The following is a 25,263-nucleotide window of genomic DNA, read 5'->3' on the forward strand; positions in this document are numbered from 1 at the left end:
TAATTAAATGACCTGTAAGAGAAAAAAAAGGGAATCTTTTAGCCGCCAATCTCCTTAATAATAGCTTGATGCATCCTGCGGATGAACTCAATCCGTTCTTCATACTTCAACACATCAAGATAACCCTGGGAAACAAGGTTAAATGCGAATGGGGATGGAATTTTAGTGTCAATACGTTTAATATCCATTTTACCAGTTTCAAGTAATTTTAGAACTTTTTTAGCATTTTTAACATCCATGAAGTCTTCCATTACCTCTCTGCGGGCTTCCTTGAGGATGGAGAAGTTAGGATCCAGTTCCTTGACGAATTTTAGCAGAATCTTACCCTTAACTTGCTGACGGCCCACAGATTTTTCCTGGCCTTTATAACGCCTTAAAATCATGAGGGATCGTCCAGCACAGTGCCTGAAACGTCCGGCAAGTGTTTCTGTCCGGTCAATGGCTTCTTTAAGATATTCTTCCAGGTTTTCGGTTGTAAGCTCCTGGAATGCTTCCAAACCTCCTATTTTGCCCTCACTGGATAGGTAAAATCCATTATCAGATATGGAGATCATCACATCGTGTCGGTATCTTCTGGCTATTACATAGGCCACGGCACGGCTAAGGGCATCGTTAACTCTCCGACCGAATAGTGTATGGAAAACCACGAATTTACGCCCTCCAAATCCAGTGTAATATTCCACCAGGAGAGTTTTAAGGTTAGGAACAACGGCATACAGATATTGTTCCCGGAAGTACTGGTAAATGGAGTGAGCAGCATTAAAGTCCAAATAAAGGTAATCATGGATAAATTCAATGATTTCCTCCTTACTTCTACCCTTTTTAAACTCCCATTCAAGGATACCACGGAATTTTTGGATTTCCATGGCCAGATCAAAGGATAGGGGGAGCTGTTCAGAGAACCAGGAAGGAATGGTAGGGGGTCCTGAAGCAGGACTTACATTAACACTCATCCCCCTTGCATAGTTGAACCGATAAATACGGCCACCCAGGACGAAACTGTCTCCTTTACGGAGTTTCTCCATGAAGTCCTCTTCAATACGGCCAACAATTTCTCCTCCACATTTCACCACTGCAGCACTACGGTCAGGAATGGTTCCAATATTCGTTGAGTAAAGCATACGTGCCAGTTTTCCCCTTTTACCCATCCGGTTTTCATCCCAATCAACCCAGATCTTGGCATAAACATAACGGTCTTCCAGACGGGTGTATTCACCTGCAAGATAACTTAGAACACTCTTGTAATCATCTTTAGTAAGTTCACGGTAGGGATAACTTCTGCGGATAAGTTGAAGGGCTTCATCCAGGTCCCAGCGTTGTTCAATTGCCATTCCATAGATTTGCTGGGATAATACATCCAGACAATTTTCTGGGATGTGTATTTCATCGATCTTCCCTTCCAGGGCGTTTTTAAGAATGAGTGAACATTCCACCAGGTCATCCCTGTCAACAACCATCATCCTACCCTTTGATTTTTCATGAAGTTGATGACCGCTGCGGCCAATCCTTTGAAGAGCTCTGGAAACTGATTTAGGACTGGATACCAGTATTACCAGATCTATATATCCAATATCAATCCCTAACTCCAGGCTGGTTGAGGATACCACTACCTTCAGTTTCCCTTCCTTTAATCTATTTTCAGCTTCCAGTCTTAACTCCCGGGAAAGGCTGGAATGATGGGCCATTATGTTCTGGTCATGGTAACTGTCAGGATACCTCTTTTTGAGATTGAAAACAACACTTTCTGTTCCACTACGAGTGTTGGTGAAAATAAGGGTGGTCTTATGTTCCTGGATCAGTTCATGTAACATTTTATACATTGCCTTGTTGGTTTCATCAGGATCTGTGGCTATGATGTCTTTAACCGGGCAGATAACTTCCATGTCCAGTTGTTTGAGGTAATTTACATCCACAATCAAACATTCACGCGGTCGACTATGGTTATACCCTACTAAAAACTCTGCCATCCTCTCTAAAGGATGTACAGTGGCACTAAGTCCGATACGGACGAAACCACCCGTCAAATGTTCTAACCGTTCCAGACTTAAACTGAGGTGCACACCTCGTTTGTTCTCAGCCAGAGAATGAATTTCATCCACAATAACGTAACGTATTTTTGCAAGTTTTTCCCGGAACTTAGGGGCACATAAAAGAATGGACAACGATTCTGGAGTGGTAATTAAGATGTGGGGAGGATTTTTAAGCATTTTGGACCTTTCATACTGGCTGGTATCACCAGTCCGTACAGCTTTACGTATATTCAAATTTTTACCCGCAATCTTCTCAATTTCAGATAACGGTTCCTCCAGGTTCTTCTCAATATCATTATCCAGGGCTTTAAGAGGAGATATGTAGAGGCAGTAAACACGATCCTCCAGTATCTCCTGGTCTGCCAGGCGGGTAAGTTCACTGATTATGGATAGAAAAGCAGTGAGGGTTTTACCAGAACCAGTGGGGGAGGATACCAGGACATTTTTTCCCTGGTGTATATCCACAATTGACTGACGTTGTGCCTCAGAAAATGTTTCAAACTTTCCCTGGAACCATTCCCTGGCCCAGGGATGTAAAATTTTGTAGATATCATTATCTGAATACTTTTTTTCCTGTCGAGTTATCATTTTATCTTAATTAGCGTTTTTAGATTTCTTTTTAACTTAAATCTCTTTTTAACTATATACTTTTTTCAACTTAGATTTTTTTCAACTTAGATTTTTGTCACGGATTTCTATTAAAATTCAATGAAATGAGGATCATAATGGTATGGTTCCTGTTGAACCCTTAAAAGATGATTTATTTTCCCAAAATAAAATGTTTCAAAGTTTTCAACCCCAAAAACATCCAAATCTCCATGATTAGATTCTTTCAGGAATGGTGAAAGAGGTTTTTCATGAAGAACATCTGATCCTTCGGTGATGAAGTTAAATGAGGGCATTACAATCATTTTTTTGTCACGAAAATCTCCGGCCAGGAAACATTTGACTTTTTCCATTCTTTCACCACTTCTGATTCCAACAGAGGGATGTTCATGCCCTATAACAATGGTTTGTTCTTCAATCTCATCGGATTTTTTTGGAATTTTATCACCATGCATCACCATGAAATTGCCGGTTGAAAACTGAGGATGCACATCTAAACCTGTTTTTTCGGCGATAATTGGCGTCAGTGGGTCATGGTTACCTTTTATGAGGATTATTTCCTGAAATCTTTCTTTAAGATAATCAATGAATTTAATGGTTTCTTTCCATTCCTGGCGACTTATTTTGCCGAATTCATGTTTTAAATCTCCATTAATGATAATACGCGAACAATCACTGCGCAAATGGATGTCTTCTGTTCGTTTCAGGATTTTAGGATACTGGAATTTGGGCACCATTATCCCTTGATAGTTGAGGGCTTCCTCATATCCCAGGTGAAGATCTGATATCACCAGATAATCTTCGACTTCCAGCGCTAAATCCAGTATTTTAGCACCGTAGATATTAGTGTAATTCATAGTTTTCCTCAAATGTTTAGAAAAAAATATTTCAATTCTTTTCCTAGATTGAAACTTGTTTGAATAGGGTTAATAAGTAAAAATTGTTAGGATTGTTGATATTAATCCACATGTAACTGGGTAAGATTGATAAGTTATTAAATCAAATTCGTCAATTTAATAGTAATTATAACCATTAGGAAAATTTGTTTATAAATGTTTTTATTGGATGTGAATTTTCGAAAATTCATCATTTACTTAACACATCATGATTTAATTCTTTTTTTAGGCCACAACCATGAGAAAAACAGATGAATCAGGAGCACAAATAGAAATGGTAAAAATATGAGGGAGTGAATCTGGAATGAGAGTGTTTTATCTAACAAACTGCCAGTAATAACTTCTATTGTTTGATAATAACTTATCCCCAGTCCTGAAATAATGACAATAAATATCAAAATTAGTAGAATGATATGAATGGTCTTTTTGGTGGTTTTTCGGTCCATTTTTGGTCCTTGTGTGGTTATTATCAGTTATGAATTTGTTTTCATGAATTTTAATAAATTAAATTTAAATCATAAATTAATTCAAAAAACTTTCATTAAGATTTCCCAGGTTAGAATATCCTCTACTTTCCCAGTATCCCTGATAATTGGGGTTATCAGAAAGCTCAATCCGGTTTATCCATTTAATCCATTTGTATCCCCATTTACTCTCAGCAACCAGTTGAAATGGGTAGCCTCGTTCTGGAGGCAATGTGACATTGTTCATTTTATAAGCCATCATGATCTGGTTTTTTTCAATATATTCCAGGGGGAAAGAGGTGGAATAACCATCAACCGCATAAAATATAATGGTATTAGCTTGAGGTGATGGTTGAACTTCCTTCACTATATCTTTAACCAGGACACCCTGCCATAATATATTCACACTCCATCCTTCCACACAGTCAAGTTTAACCACTTTCTGGTAATTTTGGAAACTCTTCACCTCATCATAGGTGAAATTTTTAGGATTTTCAACTAAACCTGTAACTTCAAGGGTATAATTAGAAATATTCACATTTTGGGTTCCTTTAATGGAGTTTTCACGGAAATCATTTACAGAAGAGAGTTTTTCCCCCTGATATTCTGTTATTTCTACAGAATCAAGGGGTATTGTTGAGGGTTGGAGAAAGCCCAGACTGATTGCAGTAGCTAGGAGCATTATAAAAGCTATTGCTGCCACGGCAATGAATTGTTTATTCATTCCATCCCCTCGAATTTTTCTTAAGCCAGTATGATTTTATTTTTCACTGTAGAGTTGTGTCACAGGTAAATTACGCAACCAGCCCAGATCACTCTGGTACAGCATTCTGATATCCTTGATTCCCAGACGTATCATGGCCAGGCGTTCAATTCCCAGTCCAAAGGCAGCTACCGGGGTCTCCACTCCCAGTGGCTCCAGTACTTCAGGACGGAACATTCCAGATCCACCCAGTTCTATCCAGCTTTCCTTCTCTGGCAGGTAGATCTCACACTCAGTAGATAGGTAAGTGTAGGGGAAGTATGCTGGTCGGAAGCGGACTTCGAAGCCTAACTGGTGGTAGAATTCCTTTAAGATACCTAAAAGGTTTTTGAAGTTAATATCTTCAGCAGCTACAATACCTTCCACCTGATGGAACTCTGGAAGGTGTTTGTAGGTGATGGTTTCCCTGCGGAAAACCCTTCCTACAGAGAACATCTTTAGGGGTGGTTTGTTCTCAGCCAGGAAACGTGCAGATACACAGGTGGTGTGGGTTCTAAGTACGGACTGGCGGGCTACCTCTTTATCCCACTGATAACCCCAGCCTTCACTACCAGTATGCCCTCCATCTTCATGTGCCTGAGAAACCTTTTCCACCAGGTCATCAGGGGGTAACTGGGTGTTTTGAGGTGATTTAACATAAAAAGTATCCTGCATCTCCCTTGCTGCATGGTCTTGGGGTTGGAAGAGGCAGTCAAAATTCCAGAAGGCAGATTCCAGTATAGTGCCCCGGGATTCAGTGAAACCCAAATTCAAAAATATGCGACGTATTTCCTGAATTGTTCGCTGCAGTGGGTGCATTTTACCGGGGAAAACAAGGGGATGTTCTGCGGTAATATCGTAACCACGGTAATGGAGGTTTTTCCATGTACCAGTTTTCAGCTGGTCATGGGTTAGTTGGGTGGCTTCTTCTTTAATTTCAAAGCCATGATCCAGTATTTTCTGACCTTTAGATGTTACTCTGAAGGTGTAATTTGAACTTTTGTTTAAATTAACCAGGCCTTTCCTTTTTTTAAGTAATTGGAATCCTTCTTTAAGGGATGATGATAAACCATTGAGGGTTAACATTTTCCCGGAGTCCATAATGGTTTTAAGAAGTATTTCATCTATTCCAGGTTTTTCAAGAGCTTTTTCACCTTCAGGGGTGATGGTGACATTACCTTTATCCAAGAGAGCCCAACCCTTCTTAAGAAGCCAACCTATGGCTATTTTTACTTCTGAAGTTTCAATTCCTGATTTACTGGAGAGATCTTTCATGTGAATGGTGTTTTCTTCATGAAGAGCTTCCAGTATCTTCCGCTCAGGTAAACCTTCCTGAGCATAGTCTGCACCTGAGGGCCCCAGGCTGAGGAATTCATCCACATCCTTTTCCACTTCAATAATTCCTTTGGATTCCAGCGCCCCAGCGGCACTCATAACCTGTTTTATGTCTAAACTCTGTGATTGGGCCACATCGTCAGGCAGTACTTCTCCCCCTGCCTCTCCAATGGCTTTTAACACCTTTTTCTCGTAGAGGTGCATTTGATTGATGATCTTTGTTATCACTTTTAAACCTCAAATTACATTTTATTGGATATCTAATGGTATTTAACTAATTATAATAAAATTTTATTGAATGTATATTATTGAATAATTGTTGATATTGCATATTATAATAATATCAGTATTAATCTGTTTTTTTTAAAATCTACTCGGATAATTTATTGTTATAATCATCATAACTGTCCAGATAGGCAACCATTATGGATGAAGCAGTAAAATCAGCAGTAGTTCCAGGATTTAAACCATTATCTATTAGATACTGGTCGAATTTCTTCAGAAGCTGCTGACCCTTATCAGTCAATATTCCACCTTCTTCCAATATGGATTCTGCTTCTTTTAACACATCTTTTGCCTTTTCTTCCCCGTATTTACGGCTTATGAGAGTATCGGGAATTTTGGAGAGAATGGTGAGGAAAGTTTGCACCGTGGCCTGGTTAATACCATATTCTGATTGAATTTTTGCAAATAATGGAAACCCAATTTCAAAAGTTACAGGCATCTGGTTGGTGAGTTCATAGGAAAGACGATCCCATGCAGATGACATTTCCAGGACACTGAACATGTTAATGTCATCATCTAAGAGCTTTTCCATTGAACTGTCACTTGAAACATCCAGTTCTTCCTGTTGACCCATACCCCCAGCATCAGCAATGTTAATGGCCTGATAAAGGTGCACTGCATCTTGGGGGGTGGTAGACATCATCATCTTATGCATCGTGTCTCTCAAATCATTAAAACTCTCAACTGCACCGGCAGCAGCACAGATAGGAGTCAACAACATCACAATTCCTAAATTCGTGTTGTTAGCCACCCAACGGTCTGTTTCGGTCACTGCCTCCTGGATAAGATTACCCAAACCTATACTACTCCATTTGTCCGGAGTTTTTCTCAAATCATAACCTTTTTTGGCGGTTTGTTCCATGGTTTTTCCAATGGCTATTCCACTGAGAAGGAAATCCTCGAAGACCATGTCAGAGAAGTTCTGTGTCCGGTGAACATTCCCTGGTTTTGGATGACCACTGACTTCCAGTACCGATGCTATCTGGGCACATTTGCCTACAAAAACAGGGTCCAAAATTTCACCTCACTGTTGATGATGGTGGGCATAATGTTGATAATCATTGACATTATAATCCTTAGTATTTCTAGTTAATCTTTCTGTTGGATTAAATCAGCATTCTTGATTGATACTTCCTTCTAAGAAGTCTGGGGCAAAATGAGAGATTATAAGATCGGCACCTGCCCTTTTAATGGATAACAGGGATTCGTAGATGGATTCTTCAGTAAGGTATCCTGCTTCTATTCCTGCTTTAAGCATTGAATATTCCCCACTTACCTGGTAAGCTGCTGTGGGAACTTTAAACGTATTTTTAACCTGGTAAATGACATCAAGGTAGGCAAGGGCTGGTTTAACCATTACTATATCTGCACCTTCTTCCAGATCCAGTTCTGTTTCAAGAATTGCTTCTTCAACATTGTAAGGACTCATCTGGTGGGTTTTTCGATCTCCGAATGATGGTTCTGAACAAACAGCGTCCCTGAATGGGGCATAGAATGATGATGCATACTTAGCTGAATAGGACATGATCAGGGTGTTCTGGAAACCACCATCATCTAACATTCTACGGATGGCACCTACTCGCCCATCCATCATATCTGAGGGTGCCACTATATCTGCTCCTGCTTCAGCATGGCTCAGGGCAGTTTTTGCCAACAGTTGTAGACTTTCATCATTTAAGATCTCACCATTTTCCACTATTCCGCAGTGTCCATGGGTGGTGTACTGGCAGAGGCAAACATCGGTGATTACCACCAGATCGGTTTCCTTTTTTAGGCGTCTTATAGTTTGCTGAACGATCCCGTCATCATCATAGGCTGAACTTCCCATTTCATCCTTCTCTTCAGGCATGCCAAAGAGTAAAACAGATTGAAGGCCGATTTTTTCCAGTCTTTTTGCTTCATCCACAGCATCTTCCAAACTGTAACGATATTGGCCAGGCATGGTGTCAATAGGTTCCCCTGCACCTTCCTCAAGCTCTTCCTTGATGAAAAGAGGATATATAAAGTCTTCAGAATTTAAACTTGTTTCACGGAGAATTTTCCTTATCTGAGGGGTTTTCCTTAGTCTACGCATGCGACGAGTGGGGAATTGCATTCAATCACCATTATACAATAAATAACATTATATATCAAATCTAAGATGGATCTTTAAACATTATATCTGTTCTCTTCCATACTAAATATATTATTTCATTCTTTATATTATGAAAAATCTTTTATACCTTTATAATATCATTAAAAGGCTTCCTGTGGTAATACCTTTTAGCATGCTCCACAATAAGTGCATGGTATTCCTGGTAAAGGGGCACATCCTTAGGTAGATTTTCTTCAAAGGATGTTTTAAGTTTCATGTAACTGATTTTTTCATCCACCACTCCCAGATGGCTGAAGATTCTTTTGGTGTAGGCATCCACCACGAATTCCGGTTGTTTATAAGCATAAAGAAGCATTGAATCTGCAGTTTCATTCCCAACACCCTTAATTTTTAGTAGTTCTTTTCTACTGGGAGTTTTACCATCAATAGATATGAAAAAATTTGTAATATTGATTAGATAGGCTGATTTTTGATTTAAAAAACCCGCAGGACGCACGGCTTCCTTTAATATCTCTTCATCAAGATTAAGAAGTTTTTCTGGGCTGATGGCATCTAACTTTTTAAGGTTCCAGAGAGCCTTTTCTGCAGAAGTCCAGGCAGTGTTCTGGGTTAGGATTGCCCCTAGAATAATTTCATATCTCTGGTTTTCAGTTTCAGGAAGATCATAATTAAGGGGATGGTAACCATGGGTGGCCCCAGTTTTTGCCAGATTTTCTGATTCCAGGTCCATTAACGGCCACCAGCCCTGAGGACCGTAAAGATCATAGAGTTTTTCATAGATTTTTAATATTGGTGCTTCACTCATTTGGTAAACTCCCAGATAAACTATATCTTACATTATTAATAAGTCATAGATAGAATGTTAAATGGTGGAATTAATGAGGATTAAATGTGATAGGTGTGTTTTGCGGAGGTGGAATCCTTCGGATCTGGAAAGTTTAGTGGAAAATGCCAACAATTACCACATAGCCATCAACATGAGAGATCTCTTTCCCCACCCTTACACATTGGAAGATGGTGAACAATGGTTAGAGATTACTTCTAAGGAAGAGAAAAACTGCTTTCTTGCAATAATCGTTAATAATGAAGCAGTTGGTGGAATAGGTCTGACACTGGGAGAAGATATTGAAAGGATATCTGCAGAACTCGGTTACTGGTTAGGAGAAAAATACTGGGGTAAAGGCATCACATCATCGGGGATTAAGGGTATTGTAACTTATGGATTCAATGAATTGGGGCTGGAAAGAATATTTGCCAAACCATTAGAACATAATACACCCTCTAGAAAGGTTCTTGAGAAAAATGGTTTCAAACTTGAGGGTATCATGGAAAAAAGTGTTATTAAAAACGGGAAGATATATGGTCAGGCATTATATGCAAGGATTAAATAGATTTATAGAAATTTTATAGAAGTATTTATAGAAATCTTATAGAAGTAACAATTAAAATCTGAAAATCAAGAATTGAAAACCATACCCTAATTCTATTTATCTAAAGTTACTCAATAGTTATATATACTATAAATTAACAGGAAGTGGATTCATGGCAGGAAACACTACAGGAAATTTGTTCAGGGTTACAACCTTCGGGTCCAGCCACGGCACAGCCCTAGGGGCAGTAGTTGATGGTTGTCCTGCAGGGCTGGAATTGTCACGTGAGGATATACAAGTAGAACTTAACCGTCGAAGACCCGGCACCAGTAAAATTACCACTTCTCGTGGGGAAACAGATCAGGTAGAAATTCTATCAGGGATATTTGAAGGAAAAACTGATGGAACCCCCATTGCTGCAGTTGTGTACAATAAAGATGCTGATTCATCTGCATATGAACCGTTCCGTGATAAACCCAGACCCGGGCATGGGGATTACACTTGGACTGCCAAGTACGGGTGTTACGATTACCGTGGTGGTGGCAGAAGTAGTGGAAGAACCACCATTGGCCATGTTATAGGTGGAGCTGTGGCCAAAAAGCTCATTGCCCAGTTGAATATAAAAGTAGTTTCCCACGTAACCCAGGTAGGGGATGTTAAGGCCAAACACGTTGCATACGGTCGTGTTGAAGAATATGCCAGTAAAAATTCAGTGCGATCTGCTGACCAGAAAGCAGCGAAACTAATGGAAAACAAGATCCTGGAAGCCAAGGAAAAAGGAGATTCAGTAGGAGGTGTGGTGGAAATCATTGCCTTCGATGTTCCAGCTGGAATTGGCGAACCGGTTTTTGATAAATTGGATGCGGATATTGCAGGGGCGTTAATGGGTATTGGATCAGTTAAGGGCGTCGAAATAGGTTTTGGATTCAAATTAGCTGAAAAAACCGCCAGTGCCACTAACGATGAATATTACTTGGAAAAAGGTAAGATAAAGACCACTACTAACACCAGTGGTGGTATAGTGGGGGGTATATCTAATGGAATGCCTATTGTGGCACGTATTGCTGTTAAACCCACTCCGTCAATAAGTATAACTCAGAAAACTGTTGATCTCAAGACCATGAAAGAAACTGAGATTGAGATAAAAGGTCGTCATGATCCTTGTATCTGTCCTAGGATAACTGCAGTTGCCGAGGCTTCTGTTGCAATGGTTCTGGTGGATCATCTCTTAAGATCTGGTTTTATAAACTCCAGACATATCTAATTACAAAAAATAACTTATTTTTTTAATCACTTTTCTTTTTCAATAGGTGTTTTAGTACAGCTAACCATCTGACGGAGCTTCTGACATCTACGAGTTCGGCATGAATCTTTTTCTTCGTGCCAGGAATTATGCTTGCAGTTTTCATATGGACAGTGATAGTGTTCATTACACATCACGAGACCTTCATTAAACATTACTTTCATTAAAAATCGCCTTTTTATGTTAAGATTCGTTTATATGGTAAAAATAGCGAGAAGCCTCGGGGGGGATTTGAACCCCCGACCACGAGATTACGAGTCACGCGCTCTACCAGACTGAGCCACCGAGGCATCTGATTTGTTTTTTTAATTTTTTTATTTTTTTAATCTATTATTTGGTTTTCAGCCTTTATTTCATTACTTTTTATTTTTAAGTGATATATTTCCCGATGATATTTGGATGATAAAAGTCAGTACTCATCAAGGGTGTGCTGTTTTTGCCGGAATTTGTCCAGATCCAGTACCAGACCATCCTGAGCTGCCAGAGTTTTTATACCTGTTTTTTTACTTATAGTTATGGCTTCTTCAACTGGATGATCCATTATGAACTTCATTCCCAGATGGGTCATGATGGCCAGTTTAGGGGAAGTTTCCTCCAACAATTTCATAAATTCATCTGCACACAGGTGGCCCCTGATCTTATCATTTCCCGGTCTGATCACACTGGCAATGAGCACATCGGCATTCTGATGATACTCATGCAATTCATCAAAGTAGGCAGTGTCTGATGTGTAAGACAAGGTGAAGTCATCCCATTCCAGACGGAAACCAATATTTTTAGGATCACCATGAACAGTGGGTGTGGCAGTGATTTTAAGATCATCTAATCTAAGTATTTGACCGGCTTCCATTACCTCTACCCTTGGTTTAGATAAATGATACTCTGATATACAGGGCCCCCACCTTTCGTATCCATTGATAACACTGGCACTGCCAATTACCAGTCCCTTGTTACGGGTCATGCCCCGGGTCATGGCTTCAATTAAGACCTCAGCATCGCTATAGTGGTCGGTGTGGGAATGTGATACCAGGATTCCATGGAGTTTAAGGGGGTTCACACCGAACTGGTAACTCCGTACCAGTGCCCCAGGCCCAGGATCCAGGTGCAGGTTTTTACCGGCAATGCCATCGATTCTAAATCCGCCGGTCATCCTGCGCTGAGTTATAGTGGCGAAAGCGTCCGCCACCACTTCCTAAAAAAGTTAACTTCATATGTTCACCTTGATCTACATAACATTGGAATCATTGTACTTAATTGGCTTGACATCCTTTTTCTACATTTGAAGATTTGATCTAATAAATTTTATTTCCATTCTTTTCCTTTATTTTGTTACATCTATAAATCTAATTTATCCATTAATCGGATCTATTCAGATTTGCATAGTATTATATCACAACTTAGAGGGGTTTTATTCTTTTTAATGCATAAATTCTCCTCTTCAATCACCACTAAGTCACCCAGATTAAGTGGAGAAGGTTGTTCCATTTTCATAACTATTGTATCCCCAGATTTAGCAAGAACATTCCAGTCCATGTTCAATGCTTCCACACCTTCTGAGAGGATTACTTCAACTTCATTCCCTTCTACCTTTTTAACTCGCCCTACTTCTCCCTGAGTGATGATCCGGTTGGCCATCTGAATGTCCCGTTGTTTGGACAGCATTTCCTCTCTAAGTTGTTCTCGCCATTTTTCCAGTTCTTTAACATCACTGATTATAGTGGTTCTTAATAGTTCCATTGCCTGTTTATGGTCCATTTGAGGATGGATAATGGATATATCATATTGTGGACTTACAGATGGTGTGGCTTGTGCAACGTCTTCCATAACCTTCTTGAATATTTCTCCCACTTCGTTAAGGCTAATTTTTGACTTCCAATGTTTTTTCAGACGCTTACCAGCAATTGCTTTGGTAGTTTTATTCCCAAAAATCACTATAGAGCTTTTCCCACTTTTAACATTTTTAATCTCTGAACCAATAAGTTCAACCTGATGATATCCATTGGTAGTGGCATAAATCCGTTTGCGTCGTGTTTCATGGGTAGCTCTAATTTTAACTTCACCAACCAGTATTTTATCAAGTTTACGTACTTTTTCACTTCCATCAGTGATTTTAAGATTGATATTTAGTTGATGCGCTCTTTTTGTAAGTTGATCTTTTGTTTTGATCTTTCCTGAGTATAACTCTTCTTCTAAGATTTCTCTTTGGTTTTTATCACCTAAAAAACCAATGCTTCGTTTGTCACCAGCCATTACACAGCCTTTACTCCCAATATAAGTTATGATAAGACTCATCTAATCACCAACAATACAAATTTTAATAACTATGAATACAATGAATGATTTTACATTGGACATTGATCTATTTATAATAAAAACTCTGTTTACAATAAAAATAATTTTCAAATATGAAATTGATCAATCTAGGGATTTAAAAAAATAAAGAAATATTATTTATAAAAAGAGCATATTTATTCATCCTCTTCTTCAATGAATGGGACTCTAAACTTGAATATGCATTTATTTGAACCATCAGCAATGGCAGCCTTTTTTTCTACTTTACCCTCCATTCCTGTCCAATCAAAGGATTGTTGCATTATGGCTTGGCAGTTAAGGCAGAACACTGGATTTTTTTTAGCGTCATCCAGCCAGGGGCAGTTATGGAATTTAAAAAGATTAACCTGGCCTTTGGTTTCGATTTCAGTTTGGACACCGAAGTCAGCAAAAAGACGGGCCACCCAATCAAGATAAGCATTAAAAATACCCTCTAAATCAGTTATATTTTCTTCTTCAACTGTGTCTCCCAATTCCTGCTCAAAACGATGCCTCATATCTTCTTCAAGGCGTGATGAAAAGATTTTAAGTAATGTTTCCTTGATTTCGGCATCAGATTGGTCTGTTGATGTGGATGCCGAGAGGATGAAGTCATAAAAGTCTGCTAAAATCTTTTTTTTCAGAGTTTCACTCTTTTTCTTGTCTTTGGCATGTTTATAAAGTGCCATCTCAAGGTTAGCATTAAGTTCGCTCTTTTTGAATGGTTTAATAATGTAACCATATGGTTCGGTTCTGCGAGCCCTTTCCAGTACTTCCTCATCTGAGTACGCGGTCAGGTAAATTATTGGAACATCCAGCTGCTTCCGTATTTTGGAAGCGGCTTCTATACCATCCATATTCCCTTTTAAGACGATATCAACTAAAATCAGGTCAGGCTCTGTTTCTAGGGCAGTTTTTACAGCATCTTCCCCGGTGTATACAATATCAATTACCTGATAATCCAGTTCTTCCAGTTTTTGTTTAATGCCCATGGCGACTATTGCTTCGTCTTCAACAACAAGTATACGAGATTTGGCCATCAGATCCGCTCCATATATTCAAGTTCATTAAATTCGACTAAAAACTCTTTATTCTTCCAATTTATGGTTAATTTTCCATCTAACTGTTTTGCAAGGTTGCTGATAAGTTTCATTCCTAAAGTGTCTGTATTTTTGATTTCAAATTCATCTGGAAATGGTTTGCCATTATCTTTGATTTTCAACAGATATTTACCATTATCTTTTTTGGAAAGTTCCAGATATATTTCTCCTTCACCCTGGGGGAATGCGTGTTTTAATGCGTTAGAGATTAGTTCGTTTATAATAAGCCCACAGGGGATAGCTGTTTCAATACCCATTATAACATTATCATCTATTTTTATATTGATTTTGATATTTCCTGGGTCAACACCAAAAGAATTGAATAGGTCATCGGTTAGGCTTTCCACATATTTTTTGAAGTTTATGCTGTTCAAATCATCGGATTGGTAGAGATTTTCATGTATCAATGCAATAGATATTATGCGGTTCTGACTTTCCCGGTAAAGGTCAATAACAGTCTGATCATCGCTTTGTGCTGATTGGAGACTTAGAAGGGTGGATATGATCTGTAAATTATTTTTCACACGATGGTGGACTTCCCTTAGCAGAACCTCTTTTTCCCTTAATGATTTCATTATTCTGTCTTCTGCCAGTTTTCGTTCAGTTATATCACGACCCACACCAACAAAAGCTTCTAAATTCCCTTCATCATCCATTATTGCTTTGTCTGCCCAGGCAATCCAGCGCCATCCATGCATAGTTAACAAACGATGTTCAAGAAACACTACGTAGGGAGGATTATGTAGTTTATCCAGGGCTCGATATGTTTTCTCCTGGTCTTCCTGATGTACCAGTGGCAAGAAGTTACTTCCAACAATTTTTTCCTCGTCACGCCCCAATACTTCGCTGTAGGATGGGCTGGCAAAGAGGATCTCCCCATTTGGATTAAATTTGATAACCATATCTGTCTGATTTTCAACCATTAACCGATATTTCTCTTCACTATTTTTTAATGCATTTTCTATTCTTTTTTGTTCGGTAAGATCCCTTCCAGTAGTGAATATAATATTTTTCTCGGCTGTTGTTACAGGGGTAATGGTTAACTCTAGTATTTTGATGTCATCATTGATTTTCAGAGGCAATTCCACAATGCGTCCCGTGAACCAGTCTTCCATATCAATAGGGGTTGCTTCTGGTGGAAGGTAATCCTGTATTTTTTGGTTTAGAAGTATGGAAGGTTCTGTTTCCATAAAATCCAATGCTGCCTGGTTGAACTCTGTAAACTTTCCATCTTCACTTAATACCAGTATAGGGTTTTTATTTTCCTCAAACAGGGCTCTGAATTTTTTTTCACTTTCTTTAAGTGCTTTTTCAGCTATTTTTTTCTCTAAATGTTCTTTTGATTCTTTAAGAGCTCTTTTAACAGCATATCCTAATTTAGACAGATTATGTTTAAGCACGTAATCTGTTGCTCCCTTTTTGAGCATCTCCACTGCGAATTCTTCCCCTATCTTTCCACTTACAAAGATGAATGGGGTGTGTGGAGACTTTTCCTGGGCAATATGCAGGGCTGATACTCCATCAAACTGGGGAAGGGAATGGTCTGCCAGTATGATGTGTGGTTGCCATTCTTCTACTTCTTGAAGGTACTCAGCCTTCTTCTCAACAATATGAGTCTTGAAATCGAAATTTTCTTTTTTCAGTTCCCTTGATATCAGTTCTGCATCTAACGGGACGTCTTCCAGGATCAGGACTCTAATGGTTTCTTCCATAAAATCACTAAGGACTTTCGTAACATCATTAAGGAGGATTATTAATTAACATCCAGTAAAATCCGAGGGTGGAAACGGCTTCTATGAAGTCGTCGAATTCCACGGGTTTACTCACGTAACTGTTTACCCCTAATTTGTAACTTTCCACTATATCTCGGTCTTCTTGGGAAGATGTTAAAACCACCACAGGAATGTGATTGGTTCGTTCATCTGCCTTAATCTTCTGCAGTACTTCCAACCCATCAACTTTTGGCATCCTTAAATCAAGCAATATGAGTTTTGGTATTTTATCAACATCTCTATCAGCAAACTGTCCCGTTGCAAATATAAAATCAAGTGCTTCAGCCCCATCTTTCACCCAAACTACTTGATTGGCCAGATTTTTTCTTTTAAGGGCTCTCATGGTAAGTTCGGCATCAGTGGGGTTATCTTCCACCAATAAAATATCCGCTTCTTCAAAATCCATTAAAACACCTTCCATCATTTATTTTCTCAATATTCGTTAAAATTTCCCTTTAATTATCTCATTTTCACTTGATTTTTTTGGTTTTAAACCTCGTATTCTTTTTTTTTATTTAGGTTTGTCTTTAGGGATGGTGAAATAAATAGTTGCACCTTCATTTACGGCCCCTTCACCCCAAACATGCCCTCCATGGCGCCTGATAACTCGTTGTACAATGGAAAGGCCTACTCCTGTACCTTCAAATTCTTCTGGACTGTGCAGTCTCTGGAAAAGGCCGAAAAGTTTGTTTATGTATTTCATGTCAAATCCAGCTCCATTATCCCTGACATAGTATACTATTTCTTTTCCCTCTTCTTTGCCCCCCACTTCAATAAGAGCATGTTCTTTGTTACGTGTAAATTTTATGGCATTACCAACAAGGTTCTGGAATACCTGGCCCAGCATGGAACGATCTCCATAAACATTAGGGAGATTTTCCACAGAAAATTCAATATTTCTATCTTCAGTATCTGTCTGAAATTCATTATAAACACTCTTTGCCAGAGCTGCCATGTCAATTTCGTTTAGAACCATCTCTTGACGGCTTGCACGGGATAATAAGAGGATATCATCTATCAAATGTCCCATTTTTGCCGTGTTTTCTCTGACAATATTGAGGAGTCTTATTCCCTCTTCATCCAGTTTATCTTCGTAATCTTCTACCAGTATCCTGGAAAAACCATCAATTGCTCTTAATGGAACTCTTAAATCGTGGGAAACAGAATATGCAAATGCTTCCAACTCTTGATTAGCATCTTCCAACTTTTCACTTTGAGTTTTAAGTTTTTCGTTAAGATCATTAAGTTTTCTTATTTTTTCAATCCTTTCAGCAAGAATAGCTACCAAAATTACCACAATAATAAGCATTAACAAACGGAAGTAATCTTCATTTAAAGATACATTTAAAGTATTGTACACCGGTTCAATAGCGTATAAGAAACTTATTAACATTGAGTTAATGACCATATCTTACCCCTTCTAATAAACTATTAAACCATTTATGTTCTTCATTATACATGTAATTTACCACCTTTTCACAACAATATAAATGTTTAACCCAAGATTTGGATATATTATCACAATAAATTTGATCACAATAACTTTGATTAATATCTTCAGATTGTTGTTAAACCAATAACCTTTTGATATTATTAATATGAATTTATTATATTAATAAACATAGTAAGGCTTAAATTATACATATAGAAAGGAATTCAATAATTTCCAAAAAAATACAATAAAAAAAATAAAAAGAAGATAAATCAGACTAATTTTCGAAAAATATAATGAAATTACTGCATGGATGATTTATTTTTCCTTAATTTTGACGCTATTTTCATTTATTTGGCATGATTCCGTGTTTTAGACTCATCAATCTCTTTTCTTTTTTCTATTTCTTTGTTTAATGAACTGGAATTTTCATTCAGGACTTCTTTTAAGAATTCCCCTGTGTAAGATCCACTGGCTGCGATTTCTTCAGGTGTACCCTGGGCAACTACCCTTCCTCCTCCGTCACCGCCTTCTGGTCCTAAATCAATAATATGGTCGGCGGTTTTTATCACATCCAAGTTGTGTTCAATAACTAGAACAGTGTTTCCACCGTCACGAAGTCGTCCCAGAACTTGCAATAGTTTCCTGATATCTGCAAAGTGTAGTCCAGTGGTGGGTTCATCTAATATATAAAGGGTGCGACCAGTGCTCTGACGACTTAATTCTTTGGCTAATTTAACCCTCTGAGCCTCACCTCCAGATAAGGTGGTGGCTGGTTGTCCTAATTTAATGTAGCTGAGTCCCACATCATCAAGGGTTTGTAATTTCTTTTTTATACGGGGAATATTCTCGAAAAACTCTAGTGCTTCTTCGACAGTCATGTCCAATACTTCAGAAATGTTTTTTCCTTTATAACGAACTTCTAAGGTCTCTCGATTGTATCTTTTACCTTTACAGACTTCGCATGGCACGTAAACATCAGCTAAAAAGTGCATTTCGATCTTGATTATCCCGTCACCGGTGCAGGCCTCGCATCTTCCTCCTTTAACATTGAAACTGAACCTTCCAGGTTTGTAACCTCTCTTTTTGGAGGTGGGTGTTTGGGCAAATATTTCCCTGATATATGTGAACACTCCAGTATAAGTCGCCGGATTTGAACGGGGAGTTCGGCCAATAGGGGACTGATCAATGATAATAACTTTATCCACATGTTCTGCACCAGTAATGGCATCATGTTTACCCGGATTAAGGTGTTTGTGGTTTAAAGTTCCATACAATCCCTTGTAGAGAACATCATTTATGAGAGTACTCTTACCTGACCCGGAAACTCCAGTGATGCACGTGAACACACCCATAGGGAATTTTACACCGATATTTTGAAGGTTGTGTTCCCGGGCACCAGTCACAGTCAAATAATTACCATTGGGCACGGTTCGTTTAGATGGGATGGGTATGGTTTCTTGGCGGGATAGGTAATGACCAGTTATGGAGTCAGGGTTTTCCATGATATCCTGGGGAGTTCCAGTTGCTGTAATCCAGCCCCCATGTTCTCCTGCTCCCGGTCCAATATCCACCACATGATCAGCGTTGAGTATGGTGTCTTCATCATGTTCCACCACAATGAGGGTGTTTCCAATATCCCTTAATTTCTTGAGTGTCTCAATTAGCTGATGGTTATCTCGCTGGTGAAGGCCAATACTAGGCTCATCCAGAATGTAGAGAACACCAACCAACCTTGACCCGATCTGTGTAGCTAAACGTATTCTTTGAGCTTCTCCACCTGAAAGGCTTCCAGAAGACCTGTCCAGGGTGATGTAATCCAGGCCAACGTCTTTTAAGAATTTTAAACGTTCTTTAATTTCCTTTAAAACTTCATGACCAATGAACTCTTCCCTTTCTGACAGCTCCAGGGAGTCAAAAAACTTAAATGAATCTTTAATAGGCATTTCAACGACTTGGGGAATGTTTTTACCTCCCACTGTCACGCTACGACTTTCAGGTCTCAGGCGAGTTCCATTACAGGCTGGACATTTTCGGTCACTCATGAACTGACCCATATAGCTACGCATATAATTGGATTTGGTTTCCATATAGATTCTTTCCATACGCCGTAGGACACCCTCAAAATAACGATGAACCCGGTGAAGACGGTTTTTCCTCTGGAAAACAAATTCAATCTTATCTGGAGAGCCGTACAGAATAATTTCCTGATATTTAGAAGGTAGATCTTTAAAGGGAGTGTCCATGCTGAAGTTGTAATGGTCAGCCACCGCCCTTAACATCTGTCCGTAATAATTATCCCGGTGTTTAGATTTGCTCCATGGTAGAATGGCCCCTTCATTCAATGAAAGTTCAGGGTCTGGAACCACCAGATCAGCATCGATCTCCAGTTTACTTCCCAGCCCATTACACTCTGGACAGGCTCCATGGGGACTGTTAAATGAAAACATTCTGGGGCTTATCTCTTCAAAGTTGATTCCACAGTCAGTGCAGGCGAAGTGTTCACTGTAGATCTTTTCTTTTGGATTTTCATCTGTTCTGTAAACTACGATTAAGAGTCCTTCACCTAGTTCAAGGGCGGTTTCCACAGAATCAGCGAGTCTGCTTTCAAAATCACGATCGTAACGGATCACCAAACGATCCACAACTGCTTCTATGCTATGTTTAAAATTTTTCTCCAGTTGGAACTCTGATTCCAGGTTGTGAATTTCCCCATCTACCCTTACCCTTACAAATCCTTTACGCCGTAGTTCTTGGAAGACCTTTTGATGTTCGCCCTTCCTGTCCCTGACTAGGGGTGCCAGGATCTGGATTTTACTACCTTCTTTTTCCAGTAGTATGTTGTCTACTATTTGGCCAGCTGTCTGTTGACTGATGGTTTTACCACACTGATGGCAGTGTGGAATTCCTATACGTGCAAATAGAAGTCTTAAATAATCATAAATCTCTGTTACAGTTCCAACAGTAGAACGTGGGTTCATTCTGGTTGTTTTCTGGTCAATAGATATGGCAGGAGATAAACCTTCAATGTAATCCACTTCTGGTTTCTTCATCTGCCCCAGAAACTGCCTGGCGTAAGCTGATAGTGATTCAACATAACGTCTCTGCCCCTCAGCGTAGATGGTGTCAAAGGCCAGAGAAGATTTCCCTGATCCACTGATCCCAGTAATAACAACTAACTGGTCTCGGGGAATCTCCAAATCTATATTTTTGAGATTGTGCTCCCTAGCACCCTTAATTAATATATTCTCTTTTTTATTCATAAATGTGAAACTCCTTATGAACGTGAAACTCCTTTAGTCTGAAACTCCTTCCAGAATCATAATTTTATCACGAATGTTAGCTGCTTCTTCAAAATCCAGCCGAGTGGCTGCCTTTTTCATTTCTTCTTTTAAATCTTTAATTAAAAGACGTAATTCATCTTTAGGCATTTTTTCCACATCGTCACGCATAACAACATCTGTTTTTTTGGTTTTTTCTTTTAGAGTCCGCTCAGTACTCCTGGGAATAATACCATGATCCTTATTGTATTTTAACTGCATTTTTCGCCTTTTGTTGGTAATATCCACAGCGTTACGCACTGAATCCGTAATTGTGTCGGCGTATATTATTACCTGACCTTCCACGTTACGTGCAGCCCGACCAATGGTCTGTATAAGTGATGATTCAGAGCGAAGAAATCCTTCCTTGTCCGCATCCATGATGCCAACCAGACCAACTTCTGGAAGGTCTAAACCCTCTCTGAGGAGGTTAACTCCAACCAGGCAGTCAAATTCACCTCTACGTAGATCATCGATTATGTCAATACGTTCAAGGGTGCTTATCTCTGAGTGTAGATAACGGACCTTAACACCAGCACGTGCATAATAATCAGTAAGGTCTTCAGCCATACGTTTGGTTAATGTGGTTACCAGTATTCTCTGATGGTTTTCAATTTTTTTCCTGATCTCTACCAGTAAATGATCAACCTGTCCCTGTACTGGTTTTAGTATCACTTCAGGATCAACCAGACCCGTGGGTCGGATAATCTGCTCTGCTACCTGCTGGCTGAGATTCAACTCGTACTTAGCAGGTGTTGCTGAAACATAGATCACCTGATTCTGGAGACTTTCAAATTCTTCAAAATTCAGGGGTCTGTTTTCACGGGCGGATGGTAATCGGAATCCATAATCCACTAGAACATTTTTACGTGCCCGGTCACCAGCATACATTCCCCTTATTTGTGGCACGGTAACGTGTGATTCGTCAATTATGGTCAGATAATCATCTGGAAAGTAACGTAGGAGGCTGTAGGGCGTTTCCCCCCAGTTACGGCCTGAAATATGCATACTGTAGTTTTCAATACCCTGACAGTAACCCATCTCCCTTAACATCTCCAGGTCAAATTTTGTGCGCTGTTCCAGGCGTTGAGCTTCCACGAGCTTGTTTTCAGCCTCCAAAACCCTCAATCTATCTTCCAATTCTTCTTCAATAGCTTTAAGGGCTTTGTTCATTTTCTCAGGTGAAGTTACAAAGTGTTTGGCAGGGAATATTATCACTTTCTCCAGTTTACTGGTGACCTGACCCCTTACATGATCTATAAATGATAGGCTGTCCACTTCATCACCGAAAAGTTCGATCCGGATGGGGGTTTTCCCCTGAGCCGGGAAGATTTCCACCACATCTCCACGTACTCTGAACTTTCCCCTGGCAAAATCAACATCATTTCGTTCATACTGCATTTTGACCAGTTTGGAGAGTATTTCCTCCCGATCTATTTGCTGTCCCACCTCTAACATGAGTACTAGGTTTCCATAGTCTTCTGGTGCACCAATACCATAAATACAGGACACACTAGCCACCACAATTACATCTTCTCTACTGAGAAGTGATTGAGTGGTGCTGTGCCGCATCATATCAATTTCTTCATTGATGGAAGATTCTTTGTCAATGTAGGTATCTGTTTGAGGTACATAAGCTTCTGGCTGATAATAGTCATAGTAGCTGACAAAGTATTCCACGGCGTTGTTGGGGAAAAGTTCCTTAAACTCCTCATATAGTTGTGCTGCCAGTGTTTTATTGTGGGATATTACCAGAGTTGGTTTGTGCACTTTTTTAATTACATTGGCCATGGTGAAGGTTTTACCAGAACCCGTAACTCCCAGAAGGGTCTGGTGTTTCATTCCACTCTTCACACCTTCAGATAATGATTTAATGGCCTTAGGTTGGTCTCCTAAAGGTTTATAAGATGATACAAGTTCAAATTTTTTCATTCCTCAATCCTCTCTTGCAAAAACAAAATATTAATTATTAAACTAAAAACAGATCGAAATATCTAAATTCCATAATATTACATGTATATTATAAATTCTATTCCTTAATATTCCATAATATATTATATATAATGTACTGATCCACGGACTGTTCGTGTAACCATTTACCGAACTTAAGTTTACTGATTTTATTAAAATTTGTTATTGTGTTTAAAACCGGAAAACTACGTGTTTTGTAAAAGTACGATATAGTTGGCATAATGTTTAGCAGCATATCCATAAGAAAGATATTTGACTTAGTGATGGGCAAGATATTTATAACCAAGATTTTGCACATACTGATGAAGAAAATTCAGAATTAATTTTTAAGAGGATTGATTTTGTCAACTACAATTGATAACCCTGCTGATTTACCAGGAAAACCCGGTGTTTACCTTTTAAAAGATATTCAAGATAATATCTTGTATGTGGGGAAGGCTAAATCCCTTAAAAAAAGGGTTAAAAGTTACTTCAAGGAGGAACTTGAAGATCCAAAAACACAGGTATTGATGCGCCATTTTCATCATTTAGAGTATATGGTGACTGATACTGAAAAGGAAGCCCTTATTCTAGAATCTAACCTCATAAAGAAATATTTGCCTCGTTATAACATACGACTGAAGGATGATAAACGGTATCCTTACCTCCAGATTACCTCTGAAGAATATCCCCGGCTACTGATTACTCGAAATATTAAAGAGGATGGCTCCCAATATTATGGTCCCTTCACTGATGTTACTTCTCTCAGGAGCATCCTGAAACTCTTAAAACCAGTATTTCATCTCAGGGATTGTAAACGTATGGACGGGCCATGTCTCAATTATCAAATCAATCTTTGCCCGGCACCATGCTCGGGTAATGTGGATAAAACGGATTACCATGAAAACGTGAAAAAAGTTAAATTATTCCTGGATGGCCGTCATGAAGAGGTTTTGGACCTTTTAAGGGAAGAAATGGATCAGGCAGCCACAAATCATAATTATGAAAAGGCAGCGATTATAAGAGATCAGTTATTCTCCTTGAGGGAAGTGATGGAAAAACAAAAGATGGAATTTGCCCGTAACCTTGATCAGGATGTCATCTCCTGTGTTAATGACAATGATTTGGTAGTGGTAGTTGTTTTCAGAGTTAGGAATGGAAAAATCATGGGGAAAGAGGATTTCCTCATGGAAGGAGCCAACGATAAATCTCCTCAAGAAATTTTATCGGCATTTATCAAACAGTACTATTCAGGACCTCGCCAGGTACCATCAGAAATTCTACTCCCAGTAATGATACAAGATAAAGCTCTTATCATTAAATGGCTCTCAGAAAAGGTATCTGATGATTACAATGATAATCATGTAGAACATCATCAGGTCTCCTTAAGGGTTCCTGAAGAAGGTTTGGAGCAGCGGCTTCTTAAAATGGTAACTAAAAACGCAAATATCATTATAAGTCACCATAAACAGGTTAAAGGGGCATTAATTGATCTGAAAAGTTATCTTAAAATCCCTAAAATTCCTCGGCACATTGAAGCATTTGATGTATCAAATCTGGGGGGGAAGATGGCAGTAGCATCTATGGTTGTGTTTGAAGATGGTAAACCTCAAAAAAATTTTTATAGGAAGTACAAACTCAAAACCCCCGGACCTGATGATTACGCTATGATGCGTGAAGTTCTCAGACGTAGGTATGAAAAGCTTGTTGCCAAAGGTGAGATTCCTCCTGATTTAGTGGTAGTTGATGGTGGACGCGGTCAGTTAAATATTGCAAAAGAAGTTTTAGACTCATTAAATATAGAAACAGGAGTTATTGGATTGGCAAAAGAATTTGAACAAGTGTTTATTCCCGAAATTCCTATCCCCATAATTTTACCCCTAGATTCTCCTGCTTTACATCTCCTACAAAGTGTAAGGGACGAAGCCCATAGATTTGCCGTGAAATATCACAGGAATTTAAGAAAACAAAACCTTCAAATGTCTCCTCTGGATGAAATTACTGGCATAGGCCCTAAACGAAAAATGAACCTTTTAAGACATTTTGGAGATTTAAAAGCCATTAAAAAAGCTAGTGTAGATGAAATCAATGAAGTAAAAGGTGTAAATAAGAAGTTAGCCCAAAAAATCTATGATTTTCTTCACCAAACCATTTTTACTTAGATTATTATTCCTGATTTTTGGATTGGTGATTATTCATAATAAATCTTATAAGTTAAATTAAGACATACTACTATAATGATTATTAATTACA

19 protein-coding genes and 1 tRNA gene are annotated in these 25,263 nt (G+C 38.9%); 3 read left to right on the plus strand and 17 right to left on the minus strand.

Annotated features, from left to right (window positions below; genetic code table 11):
• Window positions 1-38 precede the first annotated feature (38 nt).
• From J2743_RS02750 to J2743_RS02780, 7 genes are all read right to left on the minus strand, one after another.
• Window positions 39-2,618, minus strand: a complete 2,580-nt coding sequence (locus tag J2743_RS02750; protein ID WP_209625027.1) for an ATP-dependent helicase — start codon at window positions 2,616-2,618, stop codon at window positions 39-41.
• A 110-nt stretch (window positions 2,619-2,728) separates the two neighbouring features.
• On the minus strand, window positions 2,729-3,493 hold the full coding sequence (locus tag J2743_RS02755) for a metallophosphoesterase (protein ID WP_209625028.1): 765 nt from the start codon (window positions 3,491-3,493) through the stop codon (window positions 2,729-2,731).
• A 561-nt stretch (window positions 3,494-4,054) separates the two neighbouring features.
• Window positions 4,055-4,720 carry a molybdopterin-dependent oxidoreductase gene (locus J2743_RS02760; RefSeq protein WP_209625029.1) on the minus strand — a complete coding sequence of 222 codons (666 nt, stop codon included), beginning with the start codon at window positions 4,718-4,720 and terminating at the stop codon, window positions 4,055-4,057.
• Between the two features lie 36 nt (window positions 4,721-4,756).
• Window positions 4,757-6,277, minus strand: coding sequence for a phenylalanine--tRNA ligase subunit alpha (gene pheS / locus J2743_RS02765; protein ID WP_209625120.1), 1,521 nt, complete (start codon window positions 6,275-6,277; stop codon window positions 4,757-4,759).
• A 166-nt stretch (window positions 6,278-6,443) separates the two neighbouring features.
• The gene (locus tag J2743_RS02770) at window positions 6,444-7,373 is read right to left on the minus strand and encodes a triphosphoribosyl-dephospho-CoA synthase (protein WP_209625030.1); all 930 of its coding nucleotides are present in this window, start codon (window positions 7,371-7,373) and stop codon (window positions 6,444-6,446) included.
• A 96-nt stretch (window positions 7,374-7,469) separates the two neighbouring features.
• On the minus strand, window positions 7,470-8,453 hold the full coding sequence (hemB, locus tag J2743_RS02775; RefSeq protein WP_209625031.1) for a porphobilinogen synthase: 984 nt from the start codon (window positions 8,451-8,453) through the stop codon (window positions 7,470-7,472).
• Between the two features lie 121 nt (window positions 8,454-8,574).
• Window positions 8,575-9,258: an endonuclease III domain-containing protein gene (locus tag J2743_RS02780; protein ID WP_209625032.1), complete on the minus strand. Its 684-nt coding sequence runs from the start codon at window positions 9,256-9,258 to the stop codon at window positions 8,575-8,577.
• A 73-nt stretch (window positions 9,259-9,331) separates the two neighbouring features.
• Between J2743_RS02780 and J2743_RS02785 the strand changes: the two genes are divergently transcribed.
• Window positions 9,332-9,844 carry a GNAT family N-acetyltransferase gene (locus J2743_RS02785; RefSeq protein WP_209625033.1) on the plus strand — a complete coding sequence of 171 codons (513 nt, stop codon included), beginning with the start codon at window positions 9,332-9,334 and terminating at the stop codon, window positions 9,842-9,844.
• Window positions 9,845-9,995: 151 nt separating this feature from the next.
• Window positions 9,996-11,087, plus strand: coding sequence for a chorismate synthase (aroC, locus tag J2743_RS02790; RefSeq protein ID WP_209625034.1), 1,092 nt, complete (start codon window positions 9,996-9,998; stop codon window positions 11,085-11,087).
• A 26-nt stretch (window positions 11,088-11,113) separates the two neighbouring features.
• On the opposite strand, the gene J2743_RS02795 is transcribed toward aroC, so the two are convergent.
• From J2743_RS02795 to uvrB, 10 genes are all read right to left on the minus strand, one after another.
• Window positions 11,114-11,290, minus strand: coding sequence for a hypothetical protein (locus J2743_RS02795; protein WP_209625035.1), 177 nt, complete (start codon window positions 11,288-11,290; stop codon window positions 11,114-11,116).
• A 52-nt stretch (window positions 11,291-11,342) separates the two neighbouring features.
• A tRNA-Thr gene (locus tag J2743_RS02800) sits at window positions 11,343-11,416 on the minus strand.
• Window positions 11,417-11,535: 119 nt separating this feature from the next.
• On the minus strand, window positions 11,536-12,312 hold the full coding sequence (locus J2743_RS02805) for an MBL fold metallo-hydrolase (RefSeq protein WP_209625036.1): 777 nt from the start codon (window positions 12,310-12,312) through the stop codon (window positions 11,536-11,538).
• 179 nt (window positions 12,313-12,491) lie between these two features.
• Window positions 12,492-13,418, minus strand: coding sequence for a DUF2121 family protein (locus J2743_RS02810; protein WP_209625037.1), 927 nt, complete (start codon window positions 13,416-13,418; stop codon window positions 12,492-12,494).
• A gap of 176 nt (window positions 13,419-13,594) precedes the next feature.
• Complete coding sequence (locus J2743_RS02815; RefSeq protein WP_209625038.1) at window positions 13,595-14,476, minus strand: methanogen output domain 1-containing protein; 882 nt, start codon at window positions 14,474-14,476, stop codon at window positions 13,595-13,597.
• Window positions 14,476-16,248 carry a PAS domain S-box protein gene (locus J2743_RS02820; RefSeq protein WP_209625039.1) on the minus strand — a complete coding sequence of 591 codons (1,773 nt, stop codon included), beginning with the start codon at window positions 16,246-16,248 and terminating at the stop codon, window positions 14,476-14,478. The genes J2743_RS02815 and J2743_RS02820 overlap by 1 nt, the downstream gene beginning before the upstream one ends.
• A 28-nt stretch (window positions 16,249-16,276) precedes the next feature.
• Window positions 16,277-16,714: a response regulator gene (locus J2743_RS02825; RefSeq protein WP_209625040.1), complete on the minus strand. Its 438-nt coding sequence runs from the start codon at window positions 16,712-16,714 to the stop codon at window positions 16,277-16,279.
• Between the two features lie 105 nt (window positions 16,715-16,819).
• Entirely contained in the window at window positions 16,820-17,716 is an 897-nt protein-coding gene (locus J2743_RS02830; RefSeq protein WP_209625041.1) for a sensor histidine kinase, read from the minus strand.
• 374 nt (window positions 17,717-18,090) lie between these two features.
• Window positions 18,091-21,003, minus strand: a complete 2,913-nt coding sequence (gene uvrA, locus J2743_RS02835) for an excinuclease ABC subunit UvrA (protein WP_209625042.1) — start codon at window positions 21,001-21,003, stop codon at window positions 18,091-18,093.
• A 33-nt stretch (window positions 21,004-21,036) separates the two neighbouring features.
• Window positions 21,037-22,992, minus strand: a complete 1,956-nt coding sequence (gene uvrB, locus J2743_RS02840) for an excinuclease ABC subunit UvrB (protein WP_209625043.1) — start codon at window positions 22,990-22,992, stop codon at window positions 21,037-21,039.
• Between the two features lie 380 nt (window positions 22,993-23,372).
• Here uvrB and uvrC point away from each other — a divergent pair, with 380 nt between their 5' ends.
• Window positions 23,373-25,172, plus strand: coding sequence for an excinuclease ABC subunit UvrC (uvrC, locus tag J2743_RS02845; protein WP_209625044.1), 1,800 nt, complete (start codon window positions 23,373-23,375; stop codon window positions 25,170-25,172).
• Window positions 25,173-25,263: the final 91 nt, after the last annotated feature.

Source organism: Methanobacterium petrolearium (assembly GCF_017873625.1).
Taxonomy (GTDB): domain Archaea; phylum Methanobacteriota; class Methanobacteria; order Methanobacteriales; family Methanobacteriaceae; genus Methanobacterium; species Methanobacterium petrolearium.

Coding starts and splice junctions, on each gene's coding strand:
- J2743_RS02825 (WP_209625040.1), bottom strand. CDS start 16,714: ATGGATTTTGAAGAAGCGGATATTTTATTGGTGGAAGATAACCCCACT.
- J2743_RS02785 (WP_209625033.1), top strand. CDS start 9,332: ATGAGGATTAAATGTGATAGGTGTGTTTTGCGGAGGTGGAATCCTTCG.
- J2743_RS02810 (WP_209625037.1), bottom strand. CDS start 13,418: ATGAGTCTTATCATAACTTATATTGGGAGTAAAGGCTGTGTAATGGCT.
- hemB (WP_209625031.1), bottom strand. CDS start 8,453: ATGCAATTCCCCACTCGTCGCATGCGTAGACTAAGGAAAACCCCTCAG.
- J2743_RS02755 (WP_209625028.1), bottom strand. CDS start 3,493: ATGAATTACACTAATATCTACGGTGCTAAAATACTGGATTTAGCGCTG.
- J2743_RS02830 (WP_209625041.1), bottom strand. CDS start 17,716: ATGGTCATTAACTCAATGTTAATAAGTTTCTTATACGCTATTGAACCG.
- J2743_RS02795 (WP_209625035.1), bottom strand. CDS start 11,290: ATGAAAGTAATGTTTAATGAAGGTCTCGTGATGTGTAATGAACACTAT.
- aroC (WP_209625034.1), top strand. CDS start 9,996: ATGGCAGGAAACACTACAGGAAATTTGTTCAGGGTTACAACCTTCGGG.
- J2743_RS02760 (WP_209625029.1), bottom strand. CDS start 4,720: ATGAATAAACAATTCATTGCCGTGGCAGCAATAGCTTTTATAATGCTC.
- J2743_RS02780 (WP_209625032.1), bottom strand. CDS start 9,258: ATGAGTGAAGCACCAATATTAAAAATCTATGAAAAACTCTATGATCTT.
- pheS (WP_209625120.1), bottom strand. CDS start 6,277: ATGCACCTCTACGAGAAAAAGGTGTTAAAAGCCATTGGAGAGGCAGGG.
- J2743_RS02815 (WP_209625038.1), bottom strand. CDS start 14,476: ATGGCCAAATCTCGTATACTTGTTGTTGAAGACGAAGCAATAGTCGCC.
- J2743_RS02820 (WP_209625039.1), bottom strand. CDS start 16,248: ATGGAAGAAACCATTAGAGTCCTGATCCTGGAAGACGTCCCGTTAGAT.
- uvrB (WP_209625043.1), bottom strand. CDS start 22,992: ATGAAAAAATTTGAACTTGTATCATCTTATAAACCTTTAGGAGACCAA.
- uvrA (WP_209625042.1), bottom strand. CDS start 21,003: ATGAATAAAAAAGAGAATATATTAATTAAGGGTGCTAGGGAGCACAAT.
- J2743_RS02750 (WP_209625027.1), bottom strand. CDS start 2,618: ATGATAACTCGACAGGAAAAAAAGTATTCAGATAATGATATCTACAAA.